This is a genomic window from Pseudomonas sp. NPDC089534 (assembly GCF_044749305.1).
Lineage (GTDB): Bacteria > Pseudomonadota > Gammaproteobacteria > Pseudomonadales > Pseudomonadaceae > Aquipseudomonas > Aquipseudomonas ekonensis.
In genome coordinates this window covers 1-16649 of the sequence record NZ_JBIVHR010000113.1, presented here as the reverse complement: position 1 = coordinate 16649, position 16649 = coordinate 1, and the positions used below count along the sequence as shown (strand labels likewise).

At 65.0% G+C, this 16649-nt stretch carries 20 protein-coding genes; 3 read left to right on the top strand and 17 right to left on the bottom strand.

Translation table 11 applies throughout. The features are described from left to right. On the bottom strand, positions 1-592 hold a 592-nt coding region (locus tag ACIP0B_RS24930; protein WP_400836981.1), incomplete at its 3' end, for an enoyl-CoA hydratase-related protein. Between the two features lie 26 nt (positions 593-618). Then, entirely contained in the window at positions 619-1824 is a 1206-nt protein-coding gene (locus tag ACIP0B_RS24925) for an acetyl-CoA C-acetyltransferase (RefSeq protein ID WP_400836978.1), read from the bottom strand. Between the two features lie 341 nt (positions 1825-2165). On the opposite strand from ACIP0B_RS24925, the gene ACIP0B_RS24920 reads away from it, so the two are divergent. Both ACIP0B_RS24920 and ACIP0B_RS24915 read left to right on the top strand, forming a co-directional pair. Then, the gene (locus ACIP0B_RS24920) at positions 2166-2309 is read left to right on the top strand and encodes a hypothetical protein (protein ID WP_170929964.1); all 144 of its coding nucleotides are present in this window, start codon (positions 2166-2168) and stop codon (positions 2307-2309) included. Between the two features lie 95 nt (positions 2310-2404). Then, positions 2405-3226 (top strand): c-type cytochrome, encoded by an 822-nt coding sequence (locus ACIP0B_RS24915; protein WP_400836984.1) that lies wholly within the window; start codon positions 2405-2407, stop codon positions 3224-3226. Positions 3227-3335: 109 nt separating this feature from the next. Here ACIP0B_RS24915 and ACIP0B_RS24910 read toward each other — a convergent pair whose 3' ends face one another. From ACIP0B_RS24910 to ACIP0B_RS24865, 10 genes are all read right to left on the bottom strand, one after another. After that, entirely contained in the window at positions 3336-4139 is an 804-nt protein-coding gene (locus tag ACIP0B_RS24910; protein ID WP_400836976.1) for a transglutaminase N-terminal domain-containing protein, read from the bottom strand. Beyond that, the gene (locus tag ACIP0B_RS24905) at positions 4136-5086 is read right to left on the bottom strand and encodes an alpha-E domain-containing protein (RefSeq protein WP_400836973.1); all 951 of its coding nucleotides are present in this window, start codon (positions 5084-5086) and stop codon (positions 4136-4138) included. Before ACIP0B_RS24905 ends, ACIP0B_RS24910 begins: the two co-directional genes overlap by 4 nt. A 12-nt stretch (positions 5087-5098) precedes the next feature. Continuing rightward, the gene (locus ACIP0B_RS24900) at positions 5099-6508 is read right to left on the bottom strand and encodes a circularly permuted type 2 ATP-grasp protein (RefSeq protein WP_400836971.1); all 1410 of its coding nucleotides are present in this window, start codon (positions 6506-6508) and stop codon (positions 5099-5101) included. 475 nt (positions 6509-6983) lie between these two features. Then, positions 6984-7331 carry a ribonuclease E inhibitor RraB gene (locus ACIP0B_RS24895; protein ID WP_400836968.1) on the bottom strand — a complete coding sequence of 116 codons (348 nt, stop codon included), beginning with the start codon at positions 7329-7331 and terminating at the stop codon, positions 6984-6986. A gap of 196 nt (positions 7332-7527) precedes the next feature. Then, the gene (locus tag ACIP0B_RS24890) at positions 7528-7761 is read right to left on the bottom strand and encodes a hypothetical protein (protein ID WP_400836965.1); all 234 of its coding nucleotides are present in this window, start codon (positions 7759-7761) and stop codon (positions 7528-7530) included. 231 nt (positions 7762-7992) lie between these two features. Then, positions 7993-8868, bottom strand: coding sequence for a polyamine aminopropyltransferase (speE, locus tag ACIP0B_RS24885; protein ID WP_400836962.1), 876 nt, complete (start codon positions 8866-8868; stop codon positions 7993-7995). Between the two features lie 307 nt (positions 8869-9175). After that, positions 9176-9367: a PLDc N-terminal domain-containing protein gene (locus ACIP0B_RS24880; RefSeq protein WP_011062611.1), complete on the bottom strand. Its 192-nt coding sequence runs from the start codon at positions 9365-9367 to the stop codon at positions 9176-9178. Between the two features lie 70 nt (positions 9368-9437). Next, a complete protein-coding gene (locus ACIP0B_RS24875) occupies positions 9438-9968 on the bottom strand; it encodes a hypothetical protein (RefSeq protein ID WP_400836958.1) in 531 nt (176 codons plus the stop codon). A 94-nt stretch (positions 9969-10062) separates the two neighbouring features. Further along, positions 10063-10581, bottom strand: a complete 519-nt coding sequence (locus ACIP0B_RS24870) for an ankyrin repeat domain-containing protein (RefSeq protein WP_400836955.1) — start codon at positions 10579-10581, stop codon at positions 10063-10065. Positions 10582-10677: 96 nt separating this feature from the next. After that, positions 10678-12516 (bottom strand): long-chain-acyl-CoA synthetase, encoded by a 1839-nt coding sequence (locus ACIP0B_RS24865; RefSeq protein WP_400836952.1) that lies wholly within the window; start codon positions 12514-12516, stop codon positions 10678-10680. Positions 12517-12895: 379 nt separating this feature from the next. On the opposite strand from ACIP0B_RS24865, the gene ACIP0B_RS24860 reads away from it, so the two are divergent. Beyond that, the gene (locus ACIP0B_RS24860) at positions 12896-13174 is read left to right on the top strand and encodes a DUF3509 domain-containing protein (protein WP_085577884.1); all 279 of its coding nucleotides are present in this window, start codon (positions 12896-12898) and stop codon (positions 13172-13174) included. Positions 13175-13244: 70 nt separating this feature from the next. Here the strand turns inward: ACIP0B_RS24860 and mtnC are convergent, their stop codons facing one another. From mtnC to ACIP0B_RS24835, 5 genes are all read right to left on the bottom strand, one after another. Beyond that, the gene (mtnC, locus tag ACIP0B_RS24855; protein ID WP_400836949.1) at positions 13245-13928 is read right to left on the bottom strand and encodes an acireductone synthase; all 684 of its coding nucleotides are present in this window, start codon (positions 13926-13928) and stop codon (positions 13245-13247) included. A gap of 4 nt (positions 13929-13932) precedes the next feature. Further along, complete coding sequence (locus ACIP0B_RS24850; protein ID WP_400836946.1) at positions 13933-14478, bottom strand: 1,2-dihydroxy-3-keto-5-methylthiopentene dioxygenase; 546 nt, start codon at positions 14476-14478, stop codon at positions 13933-13935. Positions 14479-14576: 98 nt separating this feature from the next. Further along, on the bottom strand, positions 14577-15197 hold the full coding sequence (locus tag ACIP0B_RS24845) for a methylthioribulose 1-phosphate dehydratase (RefSeq protein WP_400836943.1): 621 nt from the start codon (positions 15195-15197) through the stop codon (positions 14577-14579). Beyond that, positions 15194-16339, bottom strand: a complete 1146-nt coding sequence (locus ACIP0B_RS24840; protein WP_400836940.1) for an MFS transporter — start codon at positions 16337-16339, stop codon at positions 15194-15196. Before ACIP0B_RS24840 ends, ACIP0B_RS24845 begins: the two co-directional genes overlap by 4 nt. A 33-nt stretch (positions 16340-16372) precedes the next feature. Next, on the bottom strand, positions 16373-16649 hold a 277-nt coding region (locus ACIP0B_RS24835; RefSeq protein WP_400836937.1), incomplete at its 5' end, for a chorismate synthase.

Sequence of the window (16649 nt, the reverse complement as noted above, 5' to 3'; positions counted from 1 at the left end):
TGGCCAGCAGTTCGTCGCGGTCTACCGCCAGTTCGTCGACCAGGCCGGCCTGCAACGCCTGCTGCGGGCGGACTTTCTTGCCTTCAAGCAGGTAAGGCAGCGCCTTTTCGATGCCGAGCATGCGCACCATGCGCACCACTCCGCCGCCGCCCGGCAACAGGCCCAGGGTCACTTCGGGCAGGCCGAGCTGCACCGACGCGTCGTCCAGCGCCACCCGGTGATGGCAGGCCAGGCAGATTTCCCAGCCGCCGCCCAGCGCCGCGCCGTTGATGGCGGCGACCACCGGTTTGCCGAGGGTCTCCAGGGTGCGCAACTGGCCCTTGAGGGTCAGCACCATGTCGTAGAAGGCCCGGGCTTCGGGCTTGCCGACCTTGATCAGTTCGTTGAGGTCGCCGCCGGCGAAGAAGGTCTTCTTGGCAGAGGTGACGATGACGCCGGCGATCGATTCCTTTTCCGCCGCCAGACGGGCGACGCAATCGGCCATGGCCTCGCGGTACACCGCGTTCATGGTGTTGGCGCTCTGGCCCGGCATGTCGATGGTCAGGGTGACGATGTTGTCCTGGCCCAGTTCGTAACGGATGGCTTGGCTCATTGGGTTGGGTTCCTTGAAGTCCGGGCTCAGAGGCGTTCGATGATGGTGGCGATGCCCATGCCGCCGCCGACGCACAGCGTCGCCAGGCCATAGCGCAGGCGCCGGGCTTCCAGTTCATCGAGCAGGGTGCCGAGGATCGCGCAGCCGGTGGCGCCCAGCGGATGGCCCATGGCGATGGAGCCGCCGTTGACGTTGACCTTGTCCGGATCGACGGCCATGTCCTTGATGAATTTCAGGACCACGGAAGCGAAGGCTTCGTTGACCTCGAACAGATCGATGTCTTCCACCCGCAGCCCGGCCTTGGCCAGTGCCTTGCGGGTGGCCGGCGCGGGGCCGGTGAGCATGATGGTCGGATCGGTGCTGGTGACCGCCGTGGCGACGATCCGTGCCCGGGGCGTGAGGCCCAACGCCTTGCCGCGGGCTTCGGAGCCGATCAGCATCAGCGCCGCGCCGTCGACGATGCCGGAGCTGTTGCCCGGCGTGTGCACATGGTTGATCCGCTCGACATGGCTGTAGACCCGCAGCGCCGTCGCATCGAAGCCCATCTGGCCGATCATTTCGAAGCTCGGCTTGAGCTTGCCCAGGCCTTCGAGGGTGGAGTCGGCGCGGATGAACTCATCGTGGTCCAGCAGAACGATGCCGTTCTGGTCCTGCACCGGCACCAGGGACTTGCTGAACGATCCGTCGGCGCGCGCCCGGGCTGCCTTTTGCTGCGAATGCAGGGCGTAGGCGTCGACGTCCTGGCGGCTGAACCCCTCCAGGGTGGCGATCAGGTCGGCACCGACGCCCTGCGGGGTGAAATGGCTGTGCAGGTTGGTCTGCGGATCCAGCGCCCAGGCGCCGCCGTCGCTGCCCATCGGCACCCGCGACATGGACTCGACGCCGCCGACCACCACCAACTCCTCGAAGCCCGAGCGCACCTTCATGGCCCCCAGGTTCACCGCCTCCAGCCCGGAGGCGCAGAAGCGGTTGATCTGCACGCCCGCCACGCTGATGTCCCAGTCGGCCACCTGCACGGCGGTCTTGGCGATGTCCGAGCCCTGATCGCCGATCGGCGTGACGCATCCGAGCACCACGTCATCGACCAGGCTGGTGTCCAGCTCGGTGCGCTGCTGCAATGCGGTCAGCAGCCCGGCCACCAGGTTCACCGGTTTGACGCTGTGCAGCGATCCATCGGCCTTGCCCTTGCCGCGGGGCGTGCGTAACGCGTCGAAAATCAAAGCTTGGGTCATGACGTCTCGAACCTGTGCGGTGAGTGAATTTCGTGTGGCCACTGTTGGCCCGCAGCGGACCGGATTCAATGACCGCAGCGCTCAACGGCGTTGACGCCCACGCTCAGACGGACGGTCATCCGCCACCGGACCGGGCGGTTCAGGCCAGCGAGCTGTCTAGCAAAAGGGCGGCAAAGAAGCTGGCAATGGGCCTCATGCCGTTTTAATCGCAACTGGCAGCAAATACATACGAAATGGATCTAAGCCAAGCGTGACGCGGGCCCTAAGGTGAACATGTACGCCATTGTCGTCGGGTCTTGCCGAGGCAGGCGTTCGTTACAGGAAGTGCAACGCTTGCCGTCATGGAGATCAGGCAAGCCTCAGGAAATAACAAAAAAGGCGGTCAAGCCATGTTCAAACAACCGAAAGTTCGTCAAGCAGGGCTCATTCTTTTTGCCACGACGCTGTTGTTGATTCTGCCGAACCTGACCAAGGTGCTCGGCTGACTCAAGCGGCAGGTTTCGCTCATCGCCACCTATCCTGTGACTGGCCCGCTATCCGGGCCAGCGTGGCTGTGCCACTCTTTGCGCACTTCCACGACATGGACGGCGATCAATTGAAAGCGCTCACACTGTTCGGGGCCCTGCTGCTGAGCACGCCCCTCTACGCCGCACAGCTGAACCTGGAGCTGGGCGCAAACGGCCGCACCTGGCAGACCGAGGAACTGCTCAAGCATCCTCAGGCGCAGACCCTCACGATCAAGAACGATGTTTCCTACAAGCGGGACATGACCTACCGCGCCGTGCCGGTGTCCGCGCTGTTGACGGGCATCCAACCGAGCGACCATCTGCAGGCGGTGGCGCTGGACGGCTTCGCCGCGGAACTGGCCGCCGCGCCGTTGCTCCAGACCCAGGGCGCACGGGCCTGGCTGGCCATCGAGGATCCGGCGCAGCCGTGGCCGCCGCTGTCGGAAGGCAAGCCCAGCGCCGGGCCGTTCTATCTGGTCTGGACCGATCCCGAGGCCGGCCACATCAGCCCGGAGCAGTGGCCCTTCGAAGTCGCCAGCATCAAGCGCATGGCGCCGGTGGCCGAGCGATTCCCGGCCCTGCTGCCGGATCCCGCGCTGAAGGCCGACGATCCGGTGAACAAGGGTTTCGCGCTGTTCCAGAAGAACTGCCTGGCCTGCCACCGCCTCAACGGCGCCGGGGACGCGCAGTTCGGGCCGGACCTGAACATTCCGTACAACCCGACCGAATACTTCGGCGCCGACTTCCTCACGCGTTACGTCCGCGATCCGCAAAGCCTGCGCCAATGGCCGCAGGCGAAGATGCCGGGGTTCTCCGCCCAGGTGTTGCCGGATGGGGATCTTCAGTTGCTGGTGGGATACCTGAAGCACATGGCCGGACGCAAAGTTAAGCCCTGAGACCACACCACCCCTGTAGGAGCGAGCCTGCTCGCGAAGCGACCCGTCAGCCACTGCAAAGGTGGCCGATCCGCCTTCGCGAGCAGGCTCGCCCCTACAGGGATCATCGTCACTGTTGCTGGACGGAAATCACCGGCGTCGGCGACACCAGCACCTTGGCGTGCATCTGCTCGCAGCCGCCGCCCCGGCGCATGCCGCGCACCGGGCAGGCGTCGAGGTAGTCCAGGCCCACCGCCAGTTTGAGGTGCCGCTCCGGACGGGCCAGCCGGTTGGTCACGTCGAAGCTGTACCACGCGTCATCCAGCCAGGCCTCGGCCCAGGCGTGGCTGGCCAGGTGCTCGCTGTCCTCGCTGTACAGGTAACCTGAGACGTACCGTGAAGGCACCCCGAGGCTGCGCGTGCAGGCGAGAAACGCGTGGGTATGATCCTGGCAGACGCCGGTGCGGGCCGCGAAAGCCTCGGCGGCGCTGGTGTCGACTTCGGTCGAGCCCGGCAGGTAGGCCATGTGCTGGTTCAGGCCGTGCATCAGGTCGATCAGCGCAGTGCGGTCGCGGCGCTGCCGGCAGGATTGCTCGGCGAATGCGCGCAATGCTTCGTCGGCCTCGGTCAGGCGGGTGAAGCGCAGGAACGGCAGCGCCGACTGGCTCTCGTGCTCCGCCTCGCGCAGCTCGTCGATGTCGACCAGCCCGCGGGCACCGATGACGATCGCCTCGTGGGGCTCGTCGAGGGTCAGCACATGCAGGATGTTGCCGAACGGATCGAGCTGTGCCCGCACCGGACGCGGCAGATCCAGCCGCCAGTTCAGCACGTGCTGGCGCTCGCTGTCGTGCGGGGTCAGACGCAGGTACTGGATGCTCGCCCGCACCTGATCTTCGTAGTGATAGGTGGTCTCGTGGCTGATGGAAAGTCTCATGCGGCCTCCAGGTAGGAACTGTGAATGGCGTTGCCCAGCTGGCGCACCAGCGGGATGAATTCGGTGAGCCAGGCGTGCAGGCCCTCCTCGAGGATTTCGTGGATGCCGGTGTAGCGCAGGCGTGCGTCCATTTCCGCCGCCAGCCGTTGCGCAGGCCGGCCGTTGGCACCCGGCAACTGGGCGAGGATCTGGTCGATCTCTTCGGTGCAGGCCCGCAGCGAACGCGGCACGTCGGCACGCAACAGCAGCAGTTCGGCGACATGGCGGGCGCCGGGCGCATCGCGGTAGATCTCGGTGTAGGCCTCGAACGACGACAGGGCCCGCAGCAGCGCGCTCCACTGATAGTAGGCGTGGGCGGTGCCGTCGCTGACCGCTTCGGCCTGGTCGCCGGCCATCTCGTAACGGGCGTCGAGCAGGCGCAGGGTGTTGTCCGCCCGTTCGATGAACGTGCCCAGGCGGATGAAGCGGAACGCGTCGTTGCGCATGATGGTGCCGTAGGACGCGCCGCGGAACAGGTGCGAGCGCTCCTTGATCCATTCGCAGAATCGGCTCATGCCGTAGCGGCTCAGGCCCTGGTCGGCGATCCCGCGGATCTCCAGCCACGTGGCGTTGATGTTTTCCCACATGTCCGCGGTGATCCGCCCGCGCACCGCATGGGCGCTGGCCCGGGCGGCGCCGAGGCAGCTGTAGATGCTGGCCGGGTTGGCCGCATCGAGGGCGAAGAAATGCAGCAGCCGTTCGGCGTGCAGCTCGCCGTGGCGCGCCAGGTAATCGTCGAGGGTGCCGGTGATCATCAGCGGCATGGCGAGTTCGTGCAGGCCGTCGCCGCGGCCGTCCTGCGGCATCAGCGACAGCGAATAGCTGACGTCGAGCATCCGCGCGAGGTTTTCCGCCCGCTCCAGGTAACGCGACATCCAGTACAGATCCGAGGCAGTTCTACTTAACATGGCAGGCTTCCTTCAATCCTCGACCACCCAGGTGTCCTTGGTGCCGCCGCCCTGGGAGGAATTCACCACCAGGGAGCCTTCACGCAGGGCGACACGGGTCAAACCGCCGGGCACGACCCGGGTTTCACGGCCGGACAGCACAAACGGGCGCAGGTCGATGTGGCGCGGCGCGATGCCGTTCTCGACAAAGGTCGGACAGGTCGACAGCGACAGCGTCGGCTGCGCGATGTACGCGTGAGGCTTGGCCTTGATCCGCTCGCGGAACGCGTCGATCTCCGCGACCGTCGCCGCCGGCCCCACCAGCATCCCGTAACCGCCGGAACCCTGGGTCTCCTTGACCACCAGATCCGGTAGATGGGCCAGCACATGGGACAGTTCCGACGGATTGCGGCATTGCCACGTCGGCACGTTCTTCAGGATCGGCTCTTCGTCGAGGTAGAAGCGGATCATTTCGGTCACGTACGGATACACCGATTTGTCGTCGGCCACGCCGGTGCCGATCGCGTTGGCCAGCACCACGTTGCCGGAACGGTAGGACGACAGCAGCCCCGGCACGCCCAGCATCGAATCCGGGCGGAACGCCAGCGGGTCGAGGAAGGCATCGTCGAGACGGCGGTAGATCACGTCCACGGCCTTCGGGCCGTCGGTGGTGCGCATGAAGACCCTGTCGTCGCGCACGAACAGGTCCGCTCCCTCCACCAGCTCCACGCCCATTTCCCGGGCCAGGAACGCATGCTCGAAAAATGCGCTGTTGAACCGCCCCGGCGTCAGCACCACCACGCTCGGGTCATCCAGCGGGCTGGAGCTCTTGAGCGTATCGAGCAACAGGTTCGGGTAATGGTCGATGGGCGCGATGCGCTGGGCGGCGAACAGCTCGGGGAACAGGCGCATCATCATCTTGCGGTCTTCGAGCATGTAGCTCACGCCGCTCGGGGTGCGCAGGTTGTCCTCCAGCACGTAGTAGGTGCCGTCGCCGTCGCGCACCAGGTCGACGCCGGAGATGTGCGAATAGATGTCGCGGTGCAGGTCCAGCCCCTGCATCGCCAACTGGTACTGCTCGTTGGCCAGCACCTGCTCGGCGGGGATGATCCCGGCCTTGATGATGCGCTGTCCGTGGTAGAGGTCGGCGAGGAACAGGTTCAGCGCCTTGACCCGCTGGATGCAGCCGCGCTCGACGGTCCGCCACTCGCTGGCGGGGATGCTGCGCGGGATCGTGTCGAAGGGGATCAGGCGCTCGGTGCCCTGCTCGTCCCCGTAGAGCGTGAAGGTGATGCCGGCACGGTGGAACAGCAGATCGGCCTCGCGTCGCCGTTGGGCCAGCAACTCGTCGGGCGTCTCGGCCAGCCAGCGGGCGAATTCCCGGTAATGCGGGCGGACCTGGCCGCCGGCATCGTACATCTCGTCAAAATAGGTGCGGTTCATGCCGTACTCCTTGTCGCTCCGGACATCCGAACCTTCGCAAGGCCCGTGCCATCGGCAGAAACGCTTTGATTTCAATCGGTTGGATAAACACGCCCGGTACGTCGCACCATTGCTGTGCGGCAAACGCCCCAACCCGATCGCCCCCGCTCCATCGCGACGCAACGCCGTCGCCTATCACCAGCATAGTCAGAGTTGATTTCACTGCCCGGCAGCGGCTGCGGATAATCCGCGCATCCGCTGCACGATTTCCCCGCGAAGTGTGCAGCCCACCTGATCGATGGCCGCGACCGCAGCCCGCCCAGCCGTAACCCTGACCGGTTCCCTCTCCTTCCGGTCTTCCCTTTGAGCCACCTTCGACGGTGGCTTTTTTTTGCCTCGGATTCTTGTTTCAGGGTTTTGCCACGGCGTTTCCGGGCTGCAGAAACGACAACGGCCGACCCGAAGGTCAGCCGTTGCCCGACGCTGTTGCGAAAGATCAGTGCAGGCGCCGCCGGTTGCGCACCTCGTGCTTGACGCCCCAGCCTTCGATGATGCCGCCCAACGGCTCCACCACGGCGGAGAAACGCTGCTCGAAATCGCCGATGCCGCCGTAGGTCGCATGCATGACCTTGCTCAGTTCCAGGTGCCACGCGCCGTCGTCGCGCACGCTGACCTGGGCATTGAAGGATTCACCGCGAAAATGACCTGCCGCCCTGCGCGCCCGCTCCTCGTTCGGGAAAATGGCGTAGAACTCGATGGGATGGATCCTGGAGAAATCGAAACCGCCTTCTTTCATGCGGCGCAGCACGTTGCTGCTGATGTCTTCTTGATAGGCTGTGCTCATGAAACGTCCCCCTCTGATAGATGGATAGACTTTCCGTATTCCCTGCACTGAAGCGTTGCGGCAACCGGGTTGCCCACGGGAAACAAGCATGTAGCTGACAAGACCAGACCATAGCGATCCGTTCGCTGATCTCGCTTGCAGATTAGCCCCATGACAGAGGCGCTGCCAAGGCCTGGCGATCAGCTGTCAGAAAGATTCAGATAGGGGTGATGCCGAGGATTTCGATGCTGTGCTGAGCCTTGAGGCTCTTGACGCCGGCATCGACGGTGCGCCCCTCCAGATCGTTCAGATCCAGCGTGGCGGCGACGGGAAGGAACCGTTCCTTGATGAGGCGGGCGGCGTGCTCGTGGCTCGGGCACTCCTCGCACTCGAAGACTTCGTTGACGGTTTCGCCATGATCGTCCACAAACGTGACTTTCCACTTTGACATCGGAGCCTCCTCGGTCAAGCCCGCAAATGGGCCTACACCTATCTCGACTTTTAGCCGAATTGATCGTTCCCGGGGAATGTCGCCGACGAAGATGAAAAACCTTTCATGCAAGAACCGTTCTGCAAGGCGGCGCCATTGCGGGCGCCATCGCCAGCAGGCTGGCTCCTACAGGTTCGGTGGGTGGCCTGGTGCTGCGCAAGCGGCGGTGCGACCCGCCACTTGCGCAGGAGCTCAGTCGTTGGCCGGCTTGTTCACTGCCTGCAGCACGTATTGCGGCAGGGCGAAGGCGCCGATGTGGATTTCCGGGTTGTAGTAGCGGGTGACGATGCCGCTGCCGATGAAGCGCTGCTGCAGGGTTTCGCGGCTCAGCTTGCGGTAGGCCGGGTCGGTCGAGCCCCAGGCGAAGGTCATCGAGCCGCCGATGTAGGTCGGCACGGCCGCCTGATAGAAGTGCCAGTCCGGGAACAGGCTGCGCAGGCGGCCGGCGGTGGTCTTCACTTCGTCGATCTGCATGAACGGCGTGCCGTTCTGGGTCACGAGGATGCCGCCTTCGTTCAGGCAGCGGTGGCAGGCCTGGTAGAAGTTCTCCGAGAACAGCACCTCGCCCGGGCCGATCGGGTCGGTGGAGTCGGAAATGATCACGTCGAACTTCTCGGTGGTGGTGGCGACGAAACGCATGCCGTCGTCGATCACCAGGTTCAGGCGCGGGTCGTCGTAGGCGCCCTGGGAGTGGTTCGGCAGGAATTCCTTGCACATGTCGACCACGGTGCCGTCGATCTCGACCATGGTGATGTGCTCGACGCTGGCGTGCTTGGTCACTTCGCGCAGCATGCCGCCGTCGCCGCCGCCGATGATCAGCACGCGCTTGGCGGTGCCGTGGGCGAGGATCGGCACGTGGGTGAGCATTTCGTGGTAGATGAACTCATCCGCCTCGGTGGTCTGGATCACGCCGTCCAGCGCCATCACCCGGCCCATGCGCGGGTTCTGGAAGATCACCAGGTGCTGATGCTCGGTACGCACTTCGTGCAGCATTTTCTCCATGCGAAAACGCTGGCCGTAGCCTTCGTAGAGGGTTTCCAGATAATCGCTGGTCTTGGTCGTGCTCATGGGGACGTGCTCCGGTGAATGCTGGGGCGCCGGTCGCAGTGACGACTGCCCGGGAAAGGCGCGCATTCTACGTTGCGCAAGATGACAGGTCGAACCCCGGTTCATCGGTCGGACGCAATCCTTGCGCGAGCGACGGCATCAGTCCAGCCAGGCGGCGCCTCGGCTGACGCCATCGCCAGCAGGCTGGCTCCCACCGGGATCGCGGTCGAATGCCGAATCTGCGGTCACTGCAGTCCATTGTGGGAGCCAGCCTGCTGGCGATGGCGTCCGCCCAGGCACTTGAGGGCCGGATCAGACAGTTTTCAGGTCAAAGCCGCACATTGCCCCTGGGGCCCGCGATGGCCCAGATGATCAGGCCCAGCACCGGCAGGAGGATGATCAGCAGCACCCAGAGGATCTTCATCCCGGTTTCGGCGCCGCTTTTCAGCACATTGATGATCGCCCAGATGTCCAGGGCAAGGATGATCAGCCCGACCAGGCCGTTGAACGTGGAACCCATGGCGTCGCTCCGAAATGATGGCATGCACCTTTAGGATAGACGGCGCCGGCCGGGGTTCCTTTTTTGTGCCTCAGACGTGCACGGCGACTTTCAGGGCCTCCAGCGCCGGCGCGGCGGCGATGCCGGTTTCGGCGCACAGCTCCAGCACACGCGGCACGTCGTTGCCGTAAACCAGCACCACTTGCAGTTCGTCGTCGAGCAACTGGCTGAAGTTCATCAGCGTGTAGCCGCCGTTTTCCTTGTTCAGGCTGTCCATCTGGATCTGGATGCGGTTGAGCGCGGTCAGGGCTTCGGTCTTGGCCAGTTGCTTGGGCTTGAGGTTGAACGCCACGTCGGGGCCGAACGAGGCGACGATCTGCGCGAACAGGTCCGCGTAGGTGTCGGCCTGGAACAGCACGGTGTCCGGCAGGCTGCCGACCACCACCCACTCGCCCAGCGGGATCGGGAAGGTGTCGTCGTAGTTGATGTCGGGGTTGGCGGCCAGGAAGGCGTCGGCGTCGGCGTAGGCCTGCGCAGCTTCATCGGCGACCTTCAGGATCTCGTCCTCGGCCATGCAGCCGGAGCTGATTTTGCTGATGAGTTCGGCGAGTGCGGCTTTCATGGGGGGCAGATCCTGTGGCGAAGGTTTTTCGAGGGCGCGAAGGATAGCGCATTCTCGCTTGCGCCACAGGCCCGGTTCCGACCTGAGGCCGGTTTCAGCCCAGAAGCTTTTCCAGCAGCGCCGTGGTGTCGGCCGCGCCCATGGTGCGGGCCGCATCCAGCGCGGTGACGCCGTTGGCGTCCTTGGCTTTCGGGTCGGCGCCCTTGCCGATCAGGTACTCGACGATCTCGGCCCGGTTGAACATGGCCGCCATCATCAGCGCCGTGCGGCCGTCGAACGAGGCGCCGTCGATGTCCGCGCCGCCGTCGACCAGCGCCTTGACCACCGCCAGGTCACCCTTGAACGCCGCGCCGGCGATCGGGCTCTGGCCGTTGCCGTTGCGCTGCTCCGGGTCGGCCTTGTGCTTGAGCAGCACCTGCACCGCGTCCAGGTGCCCGTAATAGCTGGCCAGCATCAGCAGCGTGTCGCCCTTGCCGTTGCGCAGGTTCACCGGCAGGCCCGCGCTGATCAGGCGGTCGAGCATCGCCGCATCGCCGTCGCGGGCCTTGTTGAACACCTGCTCGGTGAAGGCGGCGGCCTCTTCGGGCGTCATCTGGCGGTTTTGGTCGGACATGGGAAACTCCACTTTCGGTCAATCGGAATGGCGACAGTTTCCCGAGCCGCACGATAGCTGTCACCCCCTTTTTTCCAAGCCGCCCAATAGCCAAACTCAATAACGGTATTTCCCTGCGCCGATGTCGGCCAACACCTCCCCGGTGACCTGCACGTAGGTCTGGCTGCCGGGCAGCCAGGCGTACACCGGATCGTCGCCCGTCAGGCCCGGGTCGAAGCCTTCGCTCTTGAGGCGGGTCTTCTGGTACTTGAACGTGCCGGTGGTTTCCATTTTCACCTTCACCCGCAGGAACAGCGGCACCGCATAGGCCGGCATGCGCTGGCGGGCGAAGTTCAGCAGCTCGGCGAAATCCAGGGTGGCCAGGGATTCGGCCGGCGTGATCGCCGCCATGCCGGCGCGGCCGTTAGTGTTGGGGATCTCCACCCCGTAGGCCACCGCCTCGGAGATGTTCGGGTGTTGCAGCAGCAGGTTCTCCACCTCGGTGGTCGAGACGTTCTCGCCTTTCCAGCGATAGGTGTCGCCGAGCCGGTCGACGAACTGCGCATGGCCGAAACCGATGTTGCGCAGCAGGTCGCCTGTGTTGAAGTAGCGGTCGCCCCGGGCGAACACATCCTGCAGCACCACCTTGGCGGTCTTCTGCGGGTCGGTGTAGCCGTCCAGCGGCGCCTTGTCGTCGATCCGCGCCAGCAGCAGGCCCTGCTCGCCCTTGCCGACCTTGCGCATGAAGCCGTCGCCGCCGCGCACCGGCTGGCCGCTGTCGTGGTCGTAGGCGACCAGTTCCCAGGCCATCAGCGAGAACCCGATGGTGTTGTCGAAATTGAGGATGTTGGTGAAGCCGATGTTGCCGTCGCTCGCCGCGTACAGCTCGCAGATGTGCTCCACGGCAAAACGGGTCTTGAATTCGGCCCAGGCGCCGGGACGCAGGCCGTTGCCGATCATCTTGCGCACCTCGTGGCGGCTGTCGTCGGCGCTGGCCGGCTGGTCCACCAGATAGCGGCACAGTTCGCCGACGTAACCGATGGTGGTCGCCCGGTAGCGGCGCACGTCGCCCCAGAACTGGCTGGCGCTGAACTTGCGGCGGATGGCGAACCCCGAGGCGCCGTTGACCGCCGAGCCCCAGCACACGCACAGGCCGGTGGCGTGATAGAGCGGCAAGGTGCAGTAGACGATATCGTCCGGGCCCATGTTCAGGGCGATCATGCCGAAGCTGGCCGAGCTGCGCATCCAGCGCCCGTGCTTGAACACCCCGGCCTTGGGCAGGCCGGTGGTGCCGGAGGTGTAGATGTAGAAGCACGGGTCGTCGAAATGGATGTCACGGCTGCTGGCCGGGTTGTCACTGCTGGCGTCGGCGCTGGCGCTGATGAGGTTGACGTAGCCTTCGGGCGCAATGCCCGGATGGCTGAAGGTGTCCTGATCGGCCACGAACCAGGTGCGCGGCGCCGCGATCGACACCTGCTCGCGCACCGCCGCATAGGCCGGCAGCAGCTCCGCGCCGACGACGATCGCCACCGGCGCCACCAGGTTCACGCTGTGGATCAGCGTGTCGCGGGTCTGGGAGGTGTTGAGCAGCGCGCTGACGGCGCCCACCTTGGCCAGCGCCAGTATGGTCACCAGCAGCTCCGGGCGGTTCTCGATGAACACCGCCACCACGTCGCCCTTGCCGATGCCCTGCCCGATCAGGTAGTGGGCGATGCGGTTGGCCCAGCGGTTGGCCTGGTCGTAACTGAGCACGACGTCGCCGCACAGCAAGGCGGGGCCGCCTGGATTGCGCAGGGTCGCTTGCTCGAATGTCCAGCCCAGGCCACAGGTTTGGGTCGGATCCTTGACGTTGGCCGCCTTCATGCCCTTCACCACCCGTGGGATGGCTTTGGCGATGGCCGGCAGTTTGCGGAGCATCATGCTCCAGGTGATCGTGTCGCTTGGCGCGTGACTCATGGCAGCTCCCGTTCGGCCTTGGCGTGCAGGCCGGATTTCTTATTGTCGGGCAATCCTGTGCGGCGACCGGCGCTTGGGCAGCGAGGGCCGAGACCGAAAATACGTCAGCGCTTCTCGGGCTGTACACGCGGTTTTTGCAATGTTTTGTATCCGCCCCGGGACGCGGTGACGACGGCGGCGCAGAGGTTCACCTCCATTGCTCGCGATCCCGCAAAATGCAGGATGCACGATGGCCATTCATGCAGATTGCACGACAACCGCATCGCAGATTATTTTTAAACTGTTGATTTATAAGGATTTTTAAAAACAGGAATGCTGGCACAATCGCTGCAACCCTCTGTGCATGCTTGCCATTCATGTGCATACGGAGCTGAACGACATGAGCCTGATCCAAGAAAAATTCTCCTCCCTGTTCTCCCAGTACAACGTCACCACCCAGGCACGCCCCGACGGCGGCATCCTGCTGACGCTGCGCGATGGTGAAGGCAAGGTGTTCAAGCGGGCGCTCACGTATCAGCAGTTGCACAACGGCGACCAACTGTCGTGGGCGATCAGCGCGATCCGCCGCGACCTGGCCGAACAGGCCAGCGAACTGCCGCAGATCTCCATGCTGCAGAGCCAGCAGCGCTTTGCCCTGCCGACGTATCACTCGCTGTAACCCGACCGCAAAAGCAAACAGGCCGTGAAGGTTCGCTTCACGGCCTGTTTGCTTTTGCGCGGGTCTGGGGTCAGAACGCTTCCGGTTCGATGCCGGTGAAGCTGTCGACGGTCACGTGCCCTTCCAGTTCGCCGCCGTCGCGGGCCAGGCCGCAGGTCTTGAGGCCGGCGGCCTGGGCGGCATCGAGTTCCTGGACGATGTCCGACAGGAACAGGATCTCCTGCGGCTCGACGCCGATGGCCTGTTGAATGTTGCGGTAGGACTGTTCTTCACGCTTGGGCCCCGACGTGGTGTCGAAGTAGCCGTCGAACAGCGGCGTCAGGTCCCCCGCCTCCGAGCAGCCGAAGATCAGTTTCTGCGCCTGGATCGAGCCGGAGGAGTACACGAACAGTTGATGGCCCGCCTGATGCCAGCGCTTGAGCGCCTCGACGGCATCCGGATAGACATGCCCCTTCAGTTGCCCGGCCTGATAGCCCTGCTCCCAGACCATGCCCTGCAATGCCTTGAGCGGCGTGGCCTTGCGGTCTTCGGCGATCCAGCCCAGCAGGATCGCGATGACGCGCTCGACATCGGCCTGCGGCTCGCCGCTGTCACGGCGCACGGCGTCGATCTGCTCGGCGACATCGGCCCGTGCGGCGTTGCGCCGGACGAAATCCGGCAAATGTTCGGCCGCGTACGGGAACAGCACATCGAACACGAAGCTCACCGCACTGGTGGTGCCTTCGATATCGGTGAGGATGACCTTGATCGACATCGGCTCAGTCCTCCAGGCGCGGGAAACGGCCGGCGATGTCTTCGCCGGTGAAGTTGGCGACCCAGCCTTCGGGGTTGTTGAACAGGCGGATCGCGACGAAATGCGGGTGCTCGCCCATGTCGAACCAGTGTTTGGTGCCGGCGGGCACCGAAATCAGGTCGTTCTTTTCGCACAGCACCGCGTACACGTAGTCGTCGATGTGCAGGGTGAACAAGCCTCGGCCGGCGACGAAGAAGCGCACTTCGTCTTCGCCGTGGCGGTGCTCGTCGAGGAACTTGGCGCGCAGTTCGGCCTTCTGCGGGTGGTCGCTGTTGAGGCTGATCACATCGACGGTGATGTAGCCGCGCTCGGTCATCAGTTTGTCGATCTGCTCGCGGTAGGCGCCGATGACCTCTTCCTGGCTGGCGCCGGGCTCGATCTTCGTGGCGGCCTGCCAGCGGTCGAAGCGCACGCCCTGCTCGGCCAGGGTCGCGGCGATGTCTTCGAAATGGGTCAGCACCTTGTTCGGAATCTCGGGGCTGGATACGTGATAGACGGACAGGCTGCTCATGGGGCGATTCCTCGGTTTCGGCCGCGCCGTCCGGTTTGTGGACACCGGTGGGGCGCAGCGCTGCATCAGGCGGTCGGCGACGTTGGCGGCGTCTGCCGTTAACGGTTCAATAGGCTGCGGGTCTTGAGCTCGCATTCGAACAGGAATTCGAAGGCCTCGATCTGGCGCAGCGCGTCGCTCATCTGCGCGCCCCAGGTGTAGAGGCCGTGGCCACGGATCAGGTACCCGACGCAGTCGGGGTGGGCGTCCAGCCAAGGCTGCACCTTGGCGGCCAGGCGCGCAATGTCCTGGTCGTTGTCGAAGATCGGCACCCGCACCCGGGACTCGTGGGTCGAAACGCCGCTGAAGGCCTTCTGCAGCTCGTAGTCTTCGAAATCGATGAAGTCGCCGGGCGTCAGGCGCGACAGCACCGTGGCGTTGACCGAATGGGTGTGCAGCACCGCGCCGATGTCCGGGCGCCAGACGTAGAGCTGAGTGTGCAGCAGGGTTTCGGCGGACGGTTTCTTGCCCGGCTCCAGGCTGTTGCCGGCCAGGTCGGTGGCGAGCACGTCGTCCTGGCCGAGCTGGCCCTTGTGCTTGCCGGACACGGTCAGCAGCGCCTCGGTCGGCGACAGGCGCGCCGAGTAATTGCTGCTGGTGGCCGGCGACCAGCCGCGGCCATAAAGGAAGCGCCCGGCGTCGATGATCTGCTGGGCGAGCTGTTCACGGGTAAGGCTCATGGCCTGTCCTCTTGCATTCGAGTGGCAATGATAACGGCAGCGGCGAAGGCTGCGAGGCTTGCGATACTAAAGGTCAATGTCGCGCCGAGGGCGTTCCAGCTGTACCCGGCGTACAGCGCGCCGAGCGCGCCGCCGGTGCCGGCCAGCGCGGCGTACAGCGCCTGGCCCTGGCCTTGCTGGCGGGCGCCGAAGCTACGTTGCACGAACTGGATGGCAGCGGCGTGAAAGCTGCCGAACGTGGCGGCGTGCAGCGCCTGGGCGAACAGCAGCACCCAGAGGAATTCGGCGAAGGAGCCCAAGAGCAGCCAGCGCAGCGCCGCCAGCAGAAAACTGGCCATCAGCACCCGGCGCAGGGAAAAGCGCGCCAGGATCCGGCTCATGGCCATGAACATCAGCACTTCGGCGACCACGCCCACCGCCCACAGCATGCCGATCACGCCACGGCTGTAGCCCAGGCGTTCGAGGTGCAGGGTCAGGAACGTGTAATACGGCCCGTGGCTCATCTGCATCAGCGCCACGCAGGCGTAGAACGCCAGCACGCCGGGGCTGCGCAACTGCTTGAGAAAGCCCTCCCCCGTCGGCCGGTCGCCCTGGGCCGGCTGCGCGTTGGGCACCCACAGGCTGCTGAGGACAATGCCGGCCATGATCAGCACCAGCGCCGCCGGGTAGATGTCCAGGCTCAGCCATTCGAACAGCCGGCCCAGCAAGACCACGGTGATGATGAAACCGATGGAGCCCCACAGGCGGATCTGGCTGTAGCGGGAGGTCTGGCCTTGCAGGTGCGCCAGGGTGATGACCTCGAACTGCGGCAGCACCGCGTGCCAGAAGAACGCGTGCAGCGCCATGACCATCGCCAGCCAGGCGTAGCTCTTGCTGACGAAGATCAGCGAGAACGTCAGCAGCGTGCACGCCGCACCGAAGCGCACGATGGCCAGGCGCCTGCCGGTGCGGTCGCCCAGCCAGCCCCAGATGTTCGGCGCCACGCAGCGCATCAGCATCGGGATCGCCACCAGCTCGCCGATGCGCGCGGCGCTGAACCCCAGATGATCGAAGTACAGCGCCAGGAACGGCGCCGTCGAGCCGAGCAAGGCGAAATAGAAGAGATAGAAACTGGACAGCCGCCAGTACGGGAGCGCCGCCATGCCGTCAGGCCACGGCGGCCGTCAGATGACCCATCAGAGCTGGCCCAGCACCGGAGTGCTCACCTTCACGTCGGCGTTCTGCCCGCGGTGGCGCAGCAGGTGGTCCATCAGCACGATGGCCATCATCGCCTCGGCGATCGGCGTGGCGCGGATGCCGACGCACGGGTCGTGGCGGCCCTTGGTGATCACGTCCACCGGGTTGCCGTGGATGTCGATGGAGCGGCCCGGCGTGGTGATGCTCGACGTCGGCTTCAGCGCCAGGTGCGCAACGATCGGCTGGCCGGAGGAGATGCCGCCCAGGATGCCGCCG